This is a genomic window from Arthrobacter sp. D3-16, assembly GCF_054408515.1.
This window is the reverse complement of the sequence record NZ_CP096437.1, coordinates 3,483,464-3,500,632: the sequence shown is the minus strand read 5'-3', so window position 1 is coordinate 3,500,632 and position 17,169 is coordinate 3,483,464. Positions and strand designations below refer to the sequence as shown.

17 protein-coding genes are annotated in these 17,169 nt (G+C 64.9%); 7 read left to right on the top strand and 10 right to left on the bottom strand.

From position 1 onward, the window contains the following. Window positions 1-9 precede the first annotated feature (9 nt). The 6 genes from lipA to M1D32_RS16350 all read left to right on the top strand — a co-directional run bounded on the left by lipA (window position 10) and on the right by M1D32_RS16350 (window position 4,977). Window positions 10-1,017 carry a lipoyl synthase gene (gene lipA, locus M1D32_RS16375; protein WP_163166089.1) on the top strand — a complete coding sequence of 336 codons (1,008 nt, stop codon included), beginning with the start codon at window positions 10-12 and terminating at the stop codon, window positions 1,015-1,017. A gap of 36 nt (window positions 1,018-1,053) precedes the next feature. Then, a complete protein-coding gene (locus M1D32_RS16370) occupies window positions 1,054-1,830 on the top strand; it encodes a methylenetetrahydrofolate reductase (protein WP_458779668.1) in 777 nt (258 codons plus the stop codon). Window positions 1,831-1,876: 46 nt separating this feature from the next. Beyond that, window positions 1,877-3,367 carry a D-serine/D-alanine/glycine transporter gene (gene cycA / locus M1D32_RS16365; RefSeq protein WP_458779667.1) on the top strand — a complete coding sequence of 497 codons (1,491 nt, stop codon included), beginning with the start codon at window positions 1,877-1,879 and terminating at the stop codon, window positions 3,365-3,367. 5 nt (window positions 3,368-3,372) lie between these two features. Then, window positions 3,373-4,302 (top strand): formyltetrahydrofolate deformylase, encoded by a 930-nt coding sequence (purU, locus tag M1D32_RS16360; RefSeq protein ID WP_458779666.1) that lies wholly within the window; start codon window positions 3,373-3,375, stop codon window positions 4,300-4,302. A gap of 4 nt (window positions 4,303-4,306) precedes the next feature. After that, window positions 4,307-4,525 carry a hypothetical protein gene (locus M1D32_RS16355; RefSeq protein WP_458779665.1) on the top strand — a complete coding sequence of 73 codons (219 nt, stop codon included), beginning with the start codon at window positions 4,307-4,309 and terminating at the stop codon, window positions 4,523-4,525. 209 nt (window positions 4,526-4,734) lie between these two features. Further along, window positions 4,735-4,977, top strand: a complete 243-nt coding sequence (locus M1D32_RS16350) for a hypothetical protein (protein ID WP_458779664.1) — start codon at window positions 4,735-4,737, stop codon at window positions 4,975-4,977. 226 nt (window positions 4,978-5,203) lie between these two features. Here the strand turns inward: M1D32_RS16350 and M1D32_RS16345 are convergent, their stop codons facing one another. From M1D32_RS16345 to M1D32_RS16325, 5 genes are read right to left on the bottom strand one after another with little or no spacing between them, the layout of a single operon-like run. Beyond that, on the bottom strand, window positions 5,204-6,577 hold the full coding sequence (locus tag M1D32_RS16345; RefSeq protein ID WP_458779663.1) for a DUF3100 domain-containing protein: 1,374 nt from the start codon (window positions 6,575-6,577) through the stop codon (window positions 5,204-5,206). Continuing rightward, window positions 6,574-7,800: an amidohydrolase gene (locus M1D32_RS16340; RefSeq protein ID WP_458779662.1), complete on the bottom strand. Its 1,227-nt coding sequence runs from the start codon at window positions 7,798-7,800 to the stop codon at window positions 6,574-6,576. The genes M1D32_RS16345 and M1D32_RS16340 overlap by 4 nt, the downstream gene beginning before the upstream one ends. Before the next feature lie 28 nt (window positions 7,801-7,828). After that, window positions 7,829-9,376, bottom strand: coding sequence for an aldehyde dehydrogenase family protein (locus tag M1D32_RS16335; protein WP_458779661.1), 1,548 nt, complete (start codon window positions 9,374-9,376; stop codon window positions 7,829-7,831). A gap of 40 nt (window positions 9,377-9,416) precedes the next feature. Further along, window positions 9,417-10,388, bottom strand: coding sequence for an NAD(P)-dependent oxidoreductase (locus M1D32_RS16330; protein WP_458779660.1), 972 nt, complete (start codon window positions 10,386-10,388; stop codon window positions 9,417-9,419). 58 nt (window positions 10,389-10,446) lie between these two features. Then, window positions 10,447-11,355, bottom strand: a complete 909-nt coding sequence (locus M1D32_RS16325; protein ID WP_458779659.1) for a MurR/RpiR family transcriptional regulator — start codon at window positions 11,353-11,355, stop codon at window positions 10,447-10,449. A gap of 144 nt (window positions 11,356-11,499) precedes the next feature. Here M1D32_RS16325 and M1D32_RS16320 point away from each other — a divergent pair, with 144 nt between their 5' ends. Then, window positions 11,500-12,138, top strand: a complete 639-nt coding sequence (locus M1D32_RS16320) for a GOLPH3/VPS74 family protein (RefSeq protein WP_458779658.1) — start codon at window positions 11,500-11,502, stop codon at window positions 12,136-12,138. A gap of 68 nt (window positions 12,139-12,206) precedes the next feature. Here the strand turns inward: M1D32_RS16320 and M1D32_RS16315 are convergent, their stop codons facing one another. From M1D32_RS16315 to M1D32_RS16295, 5 genes are all read right to left on the bottom strand, one after another. Beyond that, entirely contained in the window at window positions 12,207-12,629 is a 423-nt protein-coding gene (locus tag M1D32_RS16315) for a universal stress protein (protein ID WP_458779657.1), read from the bottom strand. A gap of 133 nt (window positions 12,630-12,762) precedes the next feature. Continuing rightward, window positions 12,763-13,779, bottom strand: coding sequence for a LacI family DNA-binding transcriptional regulator (locus M1D32_RS16310; RefSeq protein ID WP_458779656.1), 1,017 nt, complete (start codon window positions 13,777-13,779; stop codon window positions 12,763-12,765). A 20-nt stretch (window positions 13,780-13,799) separates the two neighbouring features. Beyond that, a complete protein-coding gene (locus M1D32_RS16305) occupies window positions 13,800-14,702 on the bottom strand; it encodes a carbohydrate ABC transporter permease (RefSeq protein ID WP_458779655.1) in 903 nt (300 codons plus the stop codon). Between the two features lie 2 nt (window positions 14,703-14,704). Next, the gene (locus M1D32_RS16300) at window positions 14,705-15,670 is read right to left on the bottom strand and encodes a carbohydrate ABC transporter permease (RefSeq protein WP_458782217.1); all 966 of its coding nucleotides are present in this window, start codon (window positions 15,668-15,670) and stop codon (window positions 14,705-14,707) included. 121 nt (window positions 15,671-15,791) lie between these two features. Next, on the bottom strand, window positions 15,792-17,111 hold the full coding sequence (locus M1D32_RS16295) for an ABC transporter substrate-binding protein (RefSeq protein WP_458779654.1): 1,320 nt from the start codon (window positions 17,109-17,111) through the stop codon (window positions 15,792-15,794). Between the last annotated feature and the right edge of the window lie 58 nt (window positions 17,112-17,169).

The following is a 17,169-nucleotide window of genomic DNA, read 5'->3' as shown; positions in this document are numbered from 1 at the left end:
AGAAGACTAATGACACTGGCACCTGAAGGCCGGAAGCTTTTGCGCGTTGAACAGCGCAACTCTGCTGTCCCGGTGGAGCGGAAGCCGGACTGGATCAAGGCCAAGGTCCAGATGGGCCCGGAGTTCGTCCAGCTCAAGAACCTGGTGAAGAAGGAAGGCCTGCACACGGTGTGTGAGGAGGCCGGCTGCCCCAACATTTTTGAGTGCTGGGAGGACAAGGAAGCCACGTTCCTGATCGGCGGGTCCGAGTGCACCCGCAGGTGTGATTTCTGCCAGATCGATACCGGCAAACCCTCCCCGGTGGACCGGTTCGAACCGACCAAGGTGGCCAGGTCGGTGCAGGCGATGCAGCTGCGCTACGCCACCGTCACCGGCGTCGCCCGTGACGACCTCGAGGACGAGGGCGTCTGGCTGTACGCCGAGACGGTCCGCAAGATCCACGAACTGAACCCCGGCACCGGCGTGGAGCTGCTGATCCCCGACTTTTCCGGCAAACCCGAACACATCGCCGCGATCTGCGACTCCAAGCCCGAAGTGTTCGCGCACAACGTCGAGACCGTGCCCAGGATCTTCAAGCGGATCCGGCCGGCATTCCGGTACGAGCGCTCCCTGGATGTGATCACGCAAGGCCGGAACCTGGGCATGGTGACCAAGTCCAACCTGATCCTGGGCATGGGCGAAACCCGCGAGGAGATCTCCGAAGCTTTGCGGGACCTGCACGAGGCCGGCTGTGACCTGATCACCATCACCCAGTACCTGCGCCCGAGTGAGCGGCACCTGCCGGTGGACCGGTGGGTCAAGCCGCAGGAATTCGTTGACCTCCAGGACGAGGCCACCGAGATCGGGTTCCTGGGCGTGATGTCCGGGCCGCTGGTCCGCTCCTCCTACCGCGCCGGCCGGCTCTGGGCCACCGCGATGCGCAAGAAGGGCTGGGACATCCCGGCAGAACTGGCCCACATCGAGTCCTCCGGCACCACCCGCCAGGAAGCCAGCTCCCTCCTCGCAGCCACAGCCTGAGTTGGGATACCGAACCCTGATGCACAGAGAGGACCAATGATGTTCCCCGTCAGAATCGAAATCATCCCGTCCCAGGGAATCGTCGAGCAGGTCCGGGCCCTGGTGCCCACGACCACCACGCTGAGTGTGACGTGCCTGCCGCACCACGGCATCGAACGGACCATGCGCACCGCAGTGGAACTGAGCGACGCCGGGTACAAGGTCATCCCGCACCTCGCCGCCAGGAGCATCCGCGGCCGCGCCGAGCTCACCGAAATTGTCCGCGGCTGCGATGCCGCAGGCATCCGTGAAGTGTTCGTTATCGGCGGCGACCGGAAGCAGCCCGCCGGCATTTACGACTCGGCCCTTCCGGTGCTGGAGGACATCGCCCAGTACAGCAGCGGAATGATGCGGGCCGGCGTCGCGGGTTACCCGGAAGGGCACCCGCACGTCAGCCCGGTGGACCTGTTGGACGGACTCCTGGCGAAGCAGCACCTGGCCTCGCATGTGGTCACCCAAATGTGCTTCTCCGCCGGCAAGATCCATGACTTCGCGGTGCTTCTTCGGCGCGAAGGCGTCCACCTGCCCGTCTGGGCCGGCGTGGCCGGTTCCGTCCCGCGGACCAAGCTGGTGGCACTCTCCGCGCAGATCGGCGTCGGAAGCTCCCTGAAGTTCCTCAGCCGCAAAGGCCCGCTGGCCCGCAAACTCCTCAGCGGGGACCGCTACTCGCCGGACAGCCTCATCACCGGGCTCGCAACCCAGCCCGGCACCATAGCCGGCATCCACCTTTACAGCTTCAACAGCCTTGATCACTTGCCCGCGGGCCCGGATTAGGCGGCCACTTCAGCACTCCAGACAGCATTGATTCGAGGAGCAGCACGTGACAACTAAACCTGTAACGCCCCACCAGGAGCCGCATCTTGAGCGGCAGCTCACCAACAGGCACATCCAGCTGATCGCCATTGGCGGCGCCATCGGCACGGGCCTGTTCATGGGATCGGGCAAAACCATCTCCGCGGCCGGACCGTCCGTCATTTTCGTCTACATGATTATCGGCTTCATGCTGTTCTTCGTCATGCGGGCCATGGGCGAACTGCTGCTGAGCAACCTGAACTACAAATCCTTCAGCGACTTCGCCGCGGACCTCCTGGGCCCCTGGGCCGGGTTCTTCACCGGCTGGACCTACTGGTTCTGCTGGGTGATCACGGGCATCGCGGACGTGATCGCGATCGCCGGCTACTCGAAGGAGCTGTGGCCGGGGCTCCCGCTGTGGATCCCGGGCCTGGCTACGGTCGCGATCCTGCTGCTCCTGAACCTCGTCACGGTGAAGGCGTTCGGCGAGACGGAATTCTGGTTCGCGCTGATCAAGATCATTGCCATCGCGGCGCTGATCATTGTGGGCATGTTCATGATTTTCACGGGCTTTCAGTCCGACGCCGGCCCTGCCACCTTCACAAACCTGTGGAGCCACGGCGGCATGTTCCCGAACGAATTTATGGGTTTCGTGGCCGGCTTCCAGATCGCTGTGTTCGCGTTTGTGGGCATCGAGCTGGTGGGCACCACGGCCGCGGAGGCGAAAGACCCGGAAAAGAACCTTCCCAGGGCCATCAACTCCATCCCCATCCGCGTGCTGCTCTTCTACGTGGGCGCCCTGATCATCCTGATGTCCGTCACCCCCTGGACCCAGTTCCAAGCCGGGCACAGCCCGTTTATCGCCATGTTCTCCCTGGCCGGCCTCGGCGCCGCGGCCACCGTGGTGAACCTGGTGGTACTCAGCTCGGCCATGTCCTCGGCCAACTCCGGCATCTACTCCACCTCCCGCATGGTTTACGGGCTGGCGCAGGAGGGGGATGCGCCGTCGGTCTTCCGCAACCTGTCCACCCGGAAAGTGCCGCAGAACGCCCTGTTCCTCTCCTGCGTCCTGCTGCTCTCCGGCGTCATCCTGATGTACGCGGGCCAGGACATCGGCAAGGCCTTTGAGATGGTGACCACCGTGTCCGCCGTCTGTTTCGTGTTCGTCTGGTCCATCATCCTGGCCAGCTACCTCGCGTTCCGGCGCCGCCGCCCGCAGCTGCACGAGGCCTCGAAGTACCGGATGCCCGGCGGCGTGCCGATGGTCTGGGTGGTGTTCGCGTTCTTTGCCTTCGTCCTGTGGGCGCTGACCACGCAGCCGGACACCCTGCTGGCGCTGCTCGTTACGCCGGTCTGGTTCCTGGTGCTCGGCGCCGCGTGGCTGATACTGCGACGGCGGCCCGCGCACCTCGCCCGCTACGCCACGTTCAAGTCGGAGCTTGCGCAGGACCTGGATACCGAGGCCTCTGCCATCGGCCGGGATTTTGACGGCGCGTTGAATGACGGGGTGAAAAAGTGAGCACCGTGCCTGCTGTGAAAACGCCCGTCCCAACCCCCGACAAGGGTGCCTCGACGGCGGATCCTGCTGCCGCCGTCGAGCATATCCTGACGGTTGACTGCGTGGAGTCCCCAGGAATTGTCCACGCGATTTCGGCCTTCCTGCTGGAGCACCGCTGCGACATCATCGACATCAAGCAGTACGGCGACAAGGGGCAGGGGCACTTCTTTATGCGGGTGCACTTCGCTTCGGGGCCCGGCCCGGAGCAGCAGCCTCTCAGTACCGAGGACCTGCGCACGCGCTTCGCCTCGCTGGCCGGGCAGTGGCAGATGAACTGGCAGCTGGAGCCGCACGGCCGCAAGCGCCGCGTACTGGTGATGGTGTCCAAAATGGGGCACTGCCTCAACGACCTGCTGTTCCAGGCACGGACGGGCGGCATCCCGGTGGAGATCGTCGCCGTCGTGTCCAACCACCTGGACCAGGCCAGTTTGGTGGAGTGGGACGGCATCCCGTTCTTCCACGAGCCGGTCACCAGGGACACCAAGCCCGACGCCGAAGCCCGGCTCCTGGAACTGGTGGACGAACTCGACGTCGAACTCGTGGTCCTGGCCCGCTACATGCAGGTGCTCAGCGACGAGCTCACCGCCAAGCTTGCCGGCCGGACCATCAACATCCACCACTCGTTCCTGCCCAGCTTCAAGGGGGCCAAGCCGTACCACCAGGCCTATGAGCGGGGCGTCAAAACCGTGGGGGCCACCGCGCACTACGTAAACGCGGAACTGGACGAGGGCCCGATCATTTCGCAGCAGGTCATCGAGGTGGACCACACGTACACTGCCGATGACCTGGTGGCGGCGGGCCGCGACGCCGAGTGCATCGCGCTGCGGAACGCCGTCCGCTGGCATTGTGAGGGCAGGATCCTGCTGCTGGGCAACCGCACGGTCATCCTGCGGTAGTGCCGTGAAAGCGGCGAGTGGTCAGCAGTGGCGGCGGGTGTCGTGGAACGCCCTGCCGATGGGGCAGCGGGTGCGGCTTTCGCAGCACGGGCTGCCTATCGGCTCGGGCTTCGTGGACGCCGCCGCGCCAGACGGGTCAATCATCTGGGTTGTCCTTGACGGCTGGCAGGAACGCCGGATGTTCCTTCGGGAGGACTATGTACAAGTGGAAATCAACGGGTAACGGGTCAAGGCGCAGGACCCTGCGGCAGCGCTTGGAAGCGTGGGTGGTTGCAGCCACGCTCCTTGCCCTGATCGCCGTTACCGTCGCGCAGGCGCTCTCTTTCGCGAGTTGACGGAAGCGGCCGACGGCGGGAGGGGCCGCCGTCGGTACGCTTTGCTTTGGGCGGTTCCCGTTATTGACCGTTCGACGGCAACCGGTAACCATGAGTTATGACTGACTCAGCGGATACCTCAAGCGCCCCTTTTGACGACGACGAAACAGTGGAGGACGCAGCCCCTACAGAGACTCCTGAAAGCATCGCGGACGAGGTCCGTGATGAAATTCGGCTGGGCCACGTGGAGGATGACGTGAGCCATGTGCTTGAGGAACGCTTTGAGGAAGCCGGCATAGAACTGCGCCCGGAAGAGGTGGACGACCTCGCCGAGGAGATCGAAAAGGACGTGTCCAGCTAGGAGCCGTGCGGGCCGGAAACGGCAGGGAACAACCTGGATCAGTGCGCTGGCCGTGTTGGGCGCATGGCTCCTGAAACACTACCTTGTGGAGGGAGCAATACCACTGGTCCAGGTGGCCCGCACTTTCCTGCTGGGAAACGCAAAGGGCCGGCGACGGGAGGTTCCGCCGTCGGCCGCTTGAGTCCTGCCGCGAAGGCAGGGCGAGCAGTTAACGTAGAGCGCGCAGTTACTGCCAGAGCCCCAGGGCAAACTCCGCGATCACCGTGGACAGCAGGAAGGACGCGGTGATGGCCACCAGGCCCACAGGGATGATCTTCCAGCCGATGTTCTTGAGCAGCGGGATGTCCTTGCCGAGCGACAGGCCCGCGAGCGTCAGCATCACGGTGGCGATGGACAGGAAGTCGACCGTCTTGACCGCGGCGTTGAGTGCCTCGGCACCGAAGAACCAGGGGCTGGAGATGTACGCGCCGATGGTGGTGACGAAGATGATGGCCGAGATCTTCCGTGTGGCCTTCCCCAGCGCAATGCTGACCAACACCAGGGCAAGCATGATCGCGTAGCCGGCCACGATGGAGAGGCTAAAGCCCTTGGCCGCCACCGAAGCAGTGCCGATGCCCAAAACAGTGAGAACGGAGAGGGACAGCCACAGCGGCAGCTTGATGGCCGCAGAGGACTCGGCGACGCGCTCGCGGAACAGCCGGTTTTCCTCCGCCTGTGCAGCGTCGTGGTCGATGTCCACGGCGGTACGTTCGGCGGGGGCGCCGGCCGTAACGGCTGCAGCTTCGCGCGCTGTCTGCTTGCGGGTGAGGGCTTTGTAGAACCGGTCGGCCAGGGGCAACGCGATGTAGATGCCCACATAAACGCCAAGGACCGTGGTGATCAGGTTGGATACGGCGGCCATGCCCAGGATGGCCTCTTCGTCGGCCGGGTAGGCGGCGACGATACTCGCGGCGGAGGCGGCCATCATGGACCCGGACCCCACTCCCGCGCCCATCGCCAGTGCCAGCGGATCGAAGATTTTCCAGTTGGCCACGAGCGAGGTGAGGAGGGTGATGAACACGGCGCCGAACAGCGTTCCGAACACGTACATGGCCAGCACGCCGCGGTACTGGTCCGAGTCCGGTCCGTACTTCTCGGAGACCATGGCGAACGACGGTTCCCGGTCGAGCGAGAACGTGGCGCCGACGGTGGCCTTGCCCATTCTCAGCAGGACAGCGAGGGGGAGTGCCAGCATGATGGTGCCCAGGAGGTGTCCGACTTCCTGCAGGAGCAGCGCCGGCCCCGCCTTGATGAGGCTGGGCAGGCTGGGGCCGATGTTGAAGGCCAGCCGGGCCACCAGCAGCAGCACTGCCACGCCCACCAGGGCCGCCGCTACCCGCTGGAGGTCAAGTCCCAGGGGTTTGAACTTCTGGACCGAGACCAGCAGGCCGAGGATGAGGCCCCACACCATGGGGAAGATGATGATGGAGCCGATTCCGACGTCGATCTTGGCCTGGCCGATGAACTGCACCGCCAGGGCTATGACGAAGGCCAGGGCGGCAATCGGCAGGGTCAGCTTGGTGCCGGCCTTTTCAACCCGGGCTGTTTTGGTGGTGCTCATGATGTGCCTTCCTGCGTGAAAGAACGACGGCGGTATGCCGCTTTGGTGAAGCGTTCCCGTTGGGCGGGGATTGAGGCTGCGCCGGCAACGGTCCAGGCCAGCGCTGTGGCTGCCTCGAACATCACCCCGTATGCCTCGGGGGAATCCGCAAGCGCGGCAAACGCGTGCGAGTGGATGGGCACATTGGCGCCGGGAATGCTCAGCCAGGGGTGCAGTGACGGGATGACCTGGGAGATGTTGCCCATGTCGGTGGAGCCGCCGCTGAGGCCAGAGGACCGCGACTTGTCCTTGCCGAACGCGTCCATCGCCTCGGTCCAGTGCGCTGCGAGGGCATCATCCTGAAGCAGCGGTTCGTAGAGGGGCTCTGCCTCCTCGATGACCAGGGTTGTGCCGGTGGCCAGCGCGGCGCCTTCGAAGCAGTTCCGCACGCGTTGGTGCAGCGCCTCGTACTCCGGGAGAGTGAAGGCCCGGCATTCGAACTGGACCACCGCTTTCTCCGGAATGATGTTCGTGACGTGCCCGGCTTCGGCCACAAAGCAGGCGATCCGGTGGTCGCTGGGGATCTGCTGGCGGAGCAGGCCGATGGCCACCTGGCTCAGCACGGCGGCGTCCGCAGCGTTCACGCCCTGGTGCGGGGCCGCGGCGGCGTGTGCTGCTTTCCCGGTGAACGTCGCCTTGTACCGGCCCACGGCCTGGGCGCTGGTGCCTGCCGGGTTGTAGGTGAGCCCGTCCTGGACCGGGTGGACCATCAGAGCCAGCCCGACGCCGTCGAACGCTCCCCGCTCCAGCATCAGCGCCTTGCCTCCGCCGTGCTCCTCGGCGGGGGTTCCGATGGCCTTCAGCGTAATGCCCAGCTCGTCCACGAACGGCAGCAAGGCCAGGGCCGCTGCCACCGACGCTCCGGCGATCAGGTTGTGCCCGCAGGCGTGACCAATGTCAGGAAGCGCGTCGTATTCAACGCACAGCGCCACCATCAGTTCTCCGGTGCCGGCGCTCGCGGTGAAGGCGGTGGGAAGGCCGGAGGTGCCCCGCTCCACCTCGAAGCCGGCATCCGCCAGCACGGCAGCAATTGCCTCCGCCGAGCGGACCTCCTCGAAGGAGATCTCCTTGAGCGCGTGGATTTCCTGCGCCAGTGCCTGGACCTTGGGCTTCCAGTTTTCGACGCCGTCTGCCAGTGCGCCGCGGAGGGCATGTGGTGCGGGGGCTGGGTTTGTGAGTTCCATGGGCATCTGCCTTCTCGGGTTGGACGCGTTAGTAGGACAGCGACGGGAAGGGGGATCCCGCCGCGCGGGTGGGTACCCAGATGGCCTTCGTCTGGGTGTACTCATCCAGCACCCCCGGGCCGGAGGAGCGGCCGTGGCCGGAATCGCCAAAGCCGCCGAACGGAACCGCCACATGGATGGTTTTGTAGGAGTTGATCCAGAAGGTGCCGGCCTTCACCTCGCGTGCCACATGGTGGGCGCGGGACACGTCGGAGGTCCAGACGGCGCCGGCGAGGCCGAAATTGGTGTTGTTGGCCCGGGCAATGGCTTCGGCTTCTGTATCGAACGCGTCCGCGCCAACTACCGGCCCGAAGACCTCGGTGGTTTCCAGGCGGTTGGCGGGCGTGACGCCGTCCAGCAGAGTGGGCATGACCCAGTGGCCACCGGCCAGCCCGGACCCGGCCAGGGATTCCGGCAACGATGCCCCTGTCAGCCGGCGGCCGCCGTCGGTCATTCCTGCCTCGATGAGCGTGTTTACGGTGGCGAACTGCTGGGCAGTGATGATGGGGCCCACCTCCGTGTCCGCGCTGAGCGGGTCACCTACCCTAAGCCGTGCGGCCTTCGCAGCCACCAGCTCAACGAACTTTGCGTGCACGCTGCGCTCCACCAACAACCGGGATCCCGCCACGCAGGACTGGCCAGCGCCGGAGAAGATTGCCGAGATGGCGCCGTCCGCGGCACGGTCGAGGTCCGCATCCGCGAACACGATGTTGGCGCTCTTGCCGCCGAGCTCCAGCAGGGCCGGAATCCCGGCCTGGGCAGCGGCCACCGCAACGCGGCGCCCCGTGGGGACTGAACCGATAAAGCTGACCTTGCCGACCCGCCGGTCCGTGGTGAGGGCTGCGCCCACGGTCTGCCCCAGCCCCACGGCAACGTTGAAGACGCCTGCCGGAAGCCCGGCCTCGCGTGCCAGCTGGGCGAGCCGGACCGACGACGCCGGCGTGAATTCGCTGGGCTTGATGATCACGGCATTGCCGGCTGCGAGCGGGGCGGCGGAGTTCCAGCCTGCCGTAAACAGGGGAGCGTTCCACGGCGTGATGGCGACGACGACGCCCCACGGCACACGCTCCGTGTAGGTGTGCCAGTTGCCGGGGACCGGAATGGTCTGGCCCGTCAGCTTGTCCGCCCAGCCGGCGTAGTAGCCGAACATTTCGGCCACCTTGGCAGCTTCAACGCGGGCGTCCCGGATGGGCTTGCCTGTGGTGGCCGACTCAAGGATGGCGAGATCCTCTCCGTGCTGTTCCACGATCCGGCTGACGTTGCGCAGGATGGCTGCCCGTTCGAAGCCGTTCATTGCGCCCCACACGGACGCGCCCGCCGTCGCGCTTTCCAGGATGGCGTTGGCGCCCTCGGCTCCAGGGTCCGCGTAGGTGGCGAAAGGTTCGCCGGTGGCGGCCGCGGTGAGGGTAATGCTCTCGCCGTTGCCGGCAACGATGCGGCCGTCAATGAAGGCGCCGAAGCCTGACGGGAAGGCCGCGTCCAGGACTGCTTTGGCGGTGGCCGCCGAGGAGGATGTTGGTGCTGTGGTGATGCTCAATGTGGTGTTCCTTAGGGCCGGGGATTACGTTCTGGGAGGGCTAGGCGACGGCGGTGGTGCCGCTCGCGGTGCTGCGAGCAGCGTCCGGGACGGTGCCTGGTGCGGTGCCTGGTGCGGTGCTTGGCGGGCCCGCCGGCGTGATGGCCGGGGCGACGGTCCTCGCGATTTCGGTGAAGTCCGCCTTCGGTCCGAGGGCGGCCAACGCGTCCTGCCACTGCGCTGCAACGGCAGCCAGCAGGGCGGGGTTTTCCCCGACCTGGGCGGCGACGTCTACGGCGAGGGCTGCGTCCCGGGCCATCAGGCCCAGGGAGAAGCCGGAATCATGGGTGCCGCTGAGCACCCAGTTGGGATACATGCTGGCGGAGACTTTGCTGCCCCCGGAGGCGTCGCTGATGCTGGCCGCCGCTCTGGCAGGATCAATCCCGTAGGCTTTGGCGACGCCCAGCGCCTCACCGACGGAGACCAGGTTTGCGGCTGCAAGGACGTTGTTGAGGAGCTTGACCACGTTGCCGCTGCCGGGGCCGCCGATGTGGTTGTATTTCCCGCCGGTCAGCGCAAGCAGGACTGGCTCGGCTGCGGCGAGGGCATCCGCTGTTCCCCCAACGAAGGCGCTCAGGGACCCGCTTGCGGCGCCGTCGCGGCCGCCCGAAACTGGTGCATCCACGAAGGCGGCTCCTTGGGTCTGGGCGAATTCGGCCAGGTGCTTGCTGGTAGCCGGCTCGGACGTGGTGGTGTCGATGATCGCGACCGTTCCCGGCACTGCAAGTAATTGGGGCACCGTGGTTTCCACGATGCTGGCTGCGGGAAGGGACAGCACGGCGTAGGGGGTCCCGGCCGCTTCCTCGAGCTTCGCGGTGGTTTTGATGCCGGCTTGTTGCGAGGCTGTCCTGGCTGCCTCGGAGGGGTCGAAGCCGGTGACTTCCCAGCCGGATCTGTGAAGCGTGGCGGCCATTGCTCCACCCATGGCGCCGAGTCCGATGACGGCTATGCGGCGGTCGATCTGGTCATTCATGAAGGTACTCCTGGAGTGTTTTGATGAGGCTTCACCTGATGTGGCGTGAAGGAGCCGGTTAGTCGAGGTAGATGTCCAGGTCTTTCCACAGCTGCTGCGTGCGGCGGATGGCAGCCCGGCTCCGCTCCGGATGGGCTGCTTCCATGCCGGCGAGCAGGCCGTAGATTAGTGAGTTCGCGGCGGTAACGGACTGGAAAAAGGAGATGCCCTCCGAAGCCACCACCAGGAGGTGGTCAGCCGCTGCTGCAAGGCGGCCGCGCCGCATGTCGCTGATGGCGATGACCGTGGCACCGGCGGCCTTCGCCGCTTCGGCAGCGACAATTACCTGCCTGACGGAACGCCACATGTTGATGACCACCAGCACATCACCTTCGCCCAGGGTGTTGGTGCTTGAGGCCAGATGCACACCGCCCCGGTTCTCCAGCGAGATGGGGTATCCCATCGTCGAGCCCAGGTGGGCCATGACGCTGGCGGGACCGGCGAATGAGCCGATCCCCACGACGGTGATGGACTTGGCACCGGCCATCGCCCCAATAGCAGCCTCCGCGTCGCCGGCCCTGTTTGATTCGAGCGTAAGGCGCAGGTTTTCGATGTCGTGGTTCAACGCGTCGTGGAGGGGACTGCGGTGCTCGCCGTGCTCGGTGAGGGTGTCCTCGGTGGAAATCGACACCAGATAGCGGGAGCGAAGTTCCCGCTGGAGGTCTGGCCAGCCGCGGTAGCCCAAGTGCTGGGCTGCCCGGACCACCGTGGAGTTGTTGACGTCTGCGCGCTGGGCGATTTCTGCGATGTCCGCATAGGAGGAGAGCTGCGGATTGCGGGCAATCACCTCCACCACCCGGCTCTGTGCCTTGGTAAGCGGAACGTCGGGAATGGCGTCACCAAGCCAGGCTTTGGAAGTGTTCCCGGCACCGTTGATGCCCTCGGCAACAGGTGCGGAAACTTCCACGTCTGCGGCGTTTGTCTTCAAGGGAGGCCTGTTCTGTAACGCAGATCACTCTGCAAAAAGTATTGCACTAAATGTACTCTGCAATTCCTCTTGCGGCCAATGCTTTGCGTTTCCGGGATGTAAATCCTCGTTGTGGTGGCCGCATCGCAGCGGGACCATGGTCTTATGAACGCTGAATCTGCCAAGGCGGGGGAGCTGAGCCTTCCCCAGGCAATCCTCCTTCTCGCGACGAACGACACCGACGGCGAGCCCGAAGTTTCCCAACCCGTCCTCCAGGCCGCCGTGGCCGGTGCAATCCTGGCCGAGCTGGAACTGCTCGGTGCCATTGAACGGCAGGGCAAGCACGTCAGGGCCACTGGCTCCGCTGCAGCGACAAGCTTCCAGCAACAGCTGGAACTCATTCGGCACAAATCACGTCCGCACACGCCTAAGCGGTGGGTTTCCATGCTGGAAAGCCGGGCGGAAGTACACCGGATCTATGAGGGAATGGCCGCGCAGGGCATCGTGGAGCATGTCGGCGAAAAGCATCTGAGTCTGTTTACGACGACCCGGTACCCGGAAAAGGACCATGCGCCAGAGGAATCTGTCCGAAAAAGGATTATGGCCGTGCTGGGCGGGGGAACGTCGGATCCTCGAACCACCGCCTTGATCGGCCTGCTGCACGTTACGGGACTGCTGGAGAAGCTATTCCCGGACGCTGACCAGTCGCGGGCGCGGGACATTGCGGATGGCCATTGGCCCTCCCATGCAGTTGCCGACGAGCTCCGGATGATCCGGCTGGCCGAGGCGGAGGCGGCTACGTAACCCGGGGGTTTAAGCGCAAGCGGCCGACGGCGGGAGGTTCCGCCGTCGGCCGCTTGCTGACTTAGCTGTTAGTCCTCGTAGGTGTTTGCAATGTAGACATCGCAGGGGGCGTTGTGTGCCACGCTGTTGGCGACGCTGCCCAGGAGCCGGCCAATGCCGCGCATCCTGCGGTTGCCCACCACGATCAGCCGGGCGTCCAGTCGGATGGCTTCCTTGATCAGCGCATCAGCCGGCTTGCCGCGCGCTGCAGAGTGGGTGATCTCCAGGCCCTGTCCCGCATTGCTGAGCGACCTCGCGACGTGTTCGGCGCTGTCGGCGTTCGAGATTCTGACCGTGTCCGACCCTGCGCCGAAGGTCTCGGCGGTCTCGAACTCGAATGCCGTCACGATGTGAAGGGACGCTCCCAGGGATACGGCCAGGTCCCTTGCAGCTTCCGCAGCCTTCCTGGCCGACTCGCTGCCATCCACTCCTACAACAACTACTCCACTCATCAATGGCTCCTTTTGTTCCTTGTTGCGGCTTGCATCCACTGGCAAGTCTAGAGAACTTGGGCTTGAGCCCCCGTCATCTTACGATTCTGCCAACCGCCGTCGGACACATTTCATGGGAAGCACCGGGGAGAGGTCAGGCTGATTCCCGGACCACCAGTTCCGTGGGAATGGTGATGGCCGCGGGGCGCTTGCCGTTAATGACATCCAGGAGCAGGCGGACCATTTCCTCGCTAATGCGCTCGAAAGGCTGCCGCACCGTGGTCAATGCCGGGGTGGCAGCAGAAGATGCGCCGATGTCATCGAAGCCGACGACGGCCACGTCCTCAGGTGTCCGGCGCCCGGCCTCGTGCAGCACTTCCAGGGCGCCGAGCGCCATGAGGTCATTGGCGGCGAACACAGCGTCGATATCGGGAGCCCGGCGGAGGAGATCCCGCATTCCTTTGGCTCCGCTCTCCTTGCTGTAGTCGCCGTGGACGATGAGCGCCTCGTCAACGTCCGCGCCTTGATCGTCGCGGTACGCCTCAAGCCTGCGGATACCGCCGGAGGTGTCCTGCGGGCCCGTGATCGTGGCGATCCGCCGGCGGCCGGCATCACGCAGGTACCGCAACAGGTCGCGGGCACCTTCGTAATCGTCAGCTGCAACGTACCCCATTTTCTTCTCGAACCCGAGGGGAATGCCGCAGGAGATGGCAGGGATGCCCGCGGAAATGATGTCCGAGATGATCCCCTTCCGCGTGGCATGCGAGGACACCAGCAGCACGCCGTCCACGTGGCCTGCCGTCAGGAAGTCGGTAGCACGGCGCTGTTCGTCGTCGGTGCCGGCCAGGATCAGGACCAGCGGAATGTCATGGACTGCCAGCGCGTCTGCAGCCCCGCGCAGGAGGACCGCGAAGTTGGGGTCCTCGAAGAGGCGGTCATGCGTTTCGGTCAGCAGGAAGGCCACGGAATTTGCCCGGTTGGTGGCCAGGTTCCGGGCATGCGGGTTGACACGGTAGCCGGTCTTTTTGATGGCGGCGTTGACGGCTTCCAGAGCGGACGGGCTCACCCAGTGCCCGCCGTTCAGCACCCGTGAGACCGTGCCGCGTGAGACCCCGGCTTCTTTGGCCACGTCGTCAATCTTTGGCCTCGGCCGGGAGGTGGGTTGAGTCATGATTCAAAGCCTATCTAGGACTAGGCCTTGACAGCGCCGGCGGCGAGATCGACCCGCCAGTAGCGCTGCAGGAGGAGGAACATAATGACCAGCGGGATGATCGACAGCAGGGCGCCGGCCAGGACCAGGGTGTACAGGGCGGGTGCGGAGGCGCCTTGGTTCAGCAGCCCGTTCAGGCCCACCGTGATCGGGAACAGGTGGTCGTCGCCGAGCATAATGTACGGCAGCATGAAGTTGTTCCAGATGGCCACGAACTGGAAGAGGAAGATGGTCACCAGGCCTGGCAGCATCATGGGGGCCGCAATGCGGTTGAAGATGTACACTTCCTTGGCGCCCTCGGTGCGGGCGGCCTCGATCACGTCGCCGGGTACCGATGCTGCTGCATAGATCCGGGCGAGGTAGATGCCGTAGGGGCTGATGATTTGCGGCAGGAGCACGGACCAGTAGGTGTTGGTCAGCCCGGCCTGGGCGAGCATCAGGTACTGGGGGATGGCCAGGATGACGCCGGGCACCAGCACGCCCATCAGCAGCACCTTGAAGATCCCGGACTTGCCAGGAAAGTCGAACTTTGCCAGCACGTAGCCGGAGAGGGCGGAGACCCAAGTGGACACGATGGCGCCGACACCTGCATAAAGCGCGGTGTTGGCCATCCAGCGCCAGAACAAACCGTCACGGTACTCAGTGAGGGCAACGATGTTGTCCCAGAGATGGGTGCTGGGGGCCAGGGTGAAGGTGGAAAACAGCTCGTTCCCGTCCTTGCTGGCGGCCGCCACCACCCAAATCACTGGGAACAGGCAGTACAGCGCTCCGAAGATCAGGATGCCGGTGGAAAGGTAGCTCGGCTTTTCGTGCGCCGAAACCGTGCCCTTCGAGGTGCGGACGGATTTTGTAGTCGAGGTGCGGCTGGGCGCGAGGGTGGTCACGGTCAGTTCTCCTGTCCGAAGGCCCGCTTCTGCACAACGCGCAGGAACAGGAAGGAAATGATGAAGGTGGCCGCGGCGATCACGATGCTGGTGCCGGCTGCTGAGTACACGTCGTTGCGCGTGAAGGCGTCGCGGTAGACCAGCATGAGCGGGGACCAGCTCGTGGAAAGGCTGTTGGCCAGCGGGCGCAGGGTGGTGGGCTCGGCGAAGACCTGGAGCGTGGCAATCATCGAGAACAGCGCAGTCATGACCAGCGACGGGGCAATGATGGGGATCTTGATCCGCAGGGCGGTCTGGATCTCTGAGCAGCCGTCCAGCTTCGCTGCCTCATAGATTTCGCTGGGCACGGCCTTCAGCGACGTGTACATGACGATCATGTTGAAGCCCACTCCGCCCCAGAGGGCGATGTTGCAGATGGCGAACGTGACGAGGTTCGGGTCCAGCAGCGAGGGAAGCGCGACGCCGAACTGCCGGGCCAGGAAGTGGAAGGGGCTCACCCCGGGCAGGTACAGGAAGCCCCATAGAAGGGAGCTGATGACCGCGGGCACGGCGTAGGGAAGGAAGATTGCCGTGCGTGAGAAGCTGCCGGCCCTGGTCCGGCGGGAATCCAGCAGGAGCGCGAACAGCAGGGCGAAGCCGAGCATCAGGGGGATCAGGATAAGGCCGTACAGCAGCACGCGCAGCACGCTGCCAAGGAACTCCGGGTCCGTCAGGGCACTGACATAGTTTTCGAAGCCCGCAAACACCTGGCTCTGGGAGCCCTTGCCGAGTCCCAGGCCGCTGACCTTCTTTTTCTGGAAGCTCAGCACCAGCGTGTAGACGATGGGGGCTGCCATAAAGACAAGGAACAGGATGATGCCCGGGGCGAGCATCGCGTAGGGGATGAGCACCCGGGATTTGAAGTTCTTCGCCCGCCTGGAGGGTCCGGCTGCGGTGTCTGCCGCCGGACCGGGCTTGGTCACGGTCATTGCCACGGGTGCACTTCCTTGTGTGGATTGGAGCTAGAGGATACGAGGTGGTGCCGGTTCCGGGAGGGCCTGTGAAGGTGCCCTCCCGGAACCGGAGTCTGCTGCTGCTTTTGTGACGGGGCTACTTGACCGTGAAGCCGGTCTGCTTCAGGTCCTCGACGGTGACCTGCTGCATGGACTTCACGGCGTCGAGGAAGGCGCTCTTCTGCTTGGCCTGGGCAGCTTTGGCGAACTGGTCATTGTAGGCGTTGAAGGCCACGTTCACGTTGGGCCCGTAGGTGAACGAGCCCACGTTCTGCGCGGCGTCGCCCACCACGTCATAGAAGTCGGGCTGGTTGGAGAAGAACTCCGGTGCTGCCGTGAGGGCAGACTTGGCACCGGCGTTGTCGGCGGGGTAGACGCCGGTTTCCTTGACCAGGGCCTGGACGGCTTCGGGGTCGGTGTTCAGCCAGGTGGCGAACTTCGCCGCGGCTTCGGCGTTCTTGGACTGGGTGGTCACCGCGGTGGAAGAACCGCCCCAGTTGCCGGTGGAGGGCTTTGAGGCATCCCACTGTGGCATGGGTGCCACCTTCCACTGCCCGGCGGTGGCGCCGGCGTTGCCGGAGAGGACGCCCGGGCCCCAGGCTGCGCTCAGCCAGCCCACCTGCTTGCCCGTGTTAAGGGCGGTGTTCCATTCAGGGGTGTACATCGGCTTGTTGTCGATGGTGCCCTCCTCCACGAGACCGCCCCAGTACTCGGCTACCTTCTTGGTGGGGTCTTCGTCGATGTTGACGCTCCACGCGTCGCCGTCGACACCCCACCAGGAGGCACCCGCCTGCTGGGCCATGCCGGTGAACCAGCCGGCGTCGTTGGAGGAGAAGGTGCCGAGGTAAGCCTCGGGATCAGCGGCGTGGACTGCCTTGGCAGCCTGGGCGTACTCATCCCAGGTGGTGGGAACGGAAAGGCCCAGCTTCTCGAAGATGTCGGCGCGGTAGTAGAACATCATAGGGCCGGTGTCCTGCGGAACGGCGTAGAGGGCGTCGCCGCCGAGGGTCACCGAATCCCAGACGCCTTCGGGGAAGTGGCTCTTGGTCTCATTGGCCTCAGTGCCGGAGAGGTCGGCGAGGGCGTCGGCTGCGACCAGCGTGGGGATCTTCTGGTATTCGGCCTGGATCAGGTCGGGTGCGCCGCTTCCGGCTTTGACGGCGGTGAGCAGCTTGGTGACGGCGGGATCGCCGCCGTCCTGCTTGTTGACGGTGACGTGGATGTTGGGGTTTTTCTCGTTCCAGACCTCCACCACCTTGTCCAGGTTGGGGGCCCAGGCCCAGTAGGTCAGTTCCACCTTCTGGTTGGGATCAGTTGCTGAGCCGGCGTCCGTACCTGAAGTACCGGAGCATCCTGCGGTGAGCATAGCGGCCGCGGCGAGCATGGCCACGGCGCCTGCACGAAATGACTTGCGCATTTCGTCCTCCTTGTCGAAAAGCTGAATGGTCTGTTTGAAATATCACCGCTCATCCGAA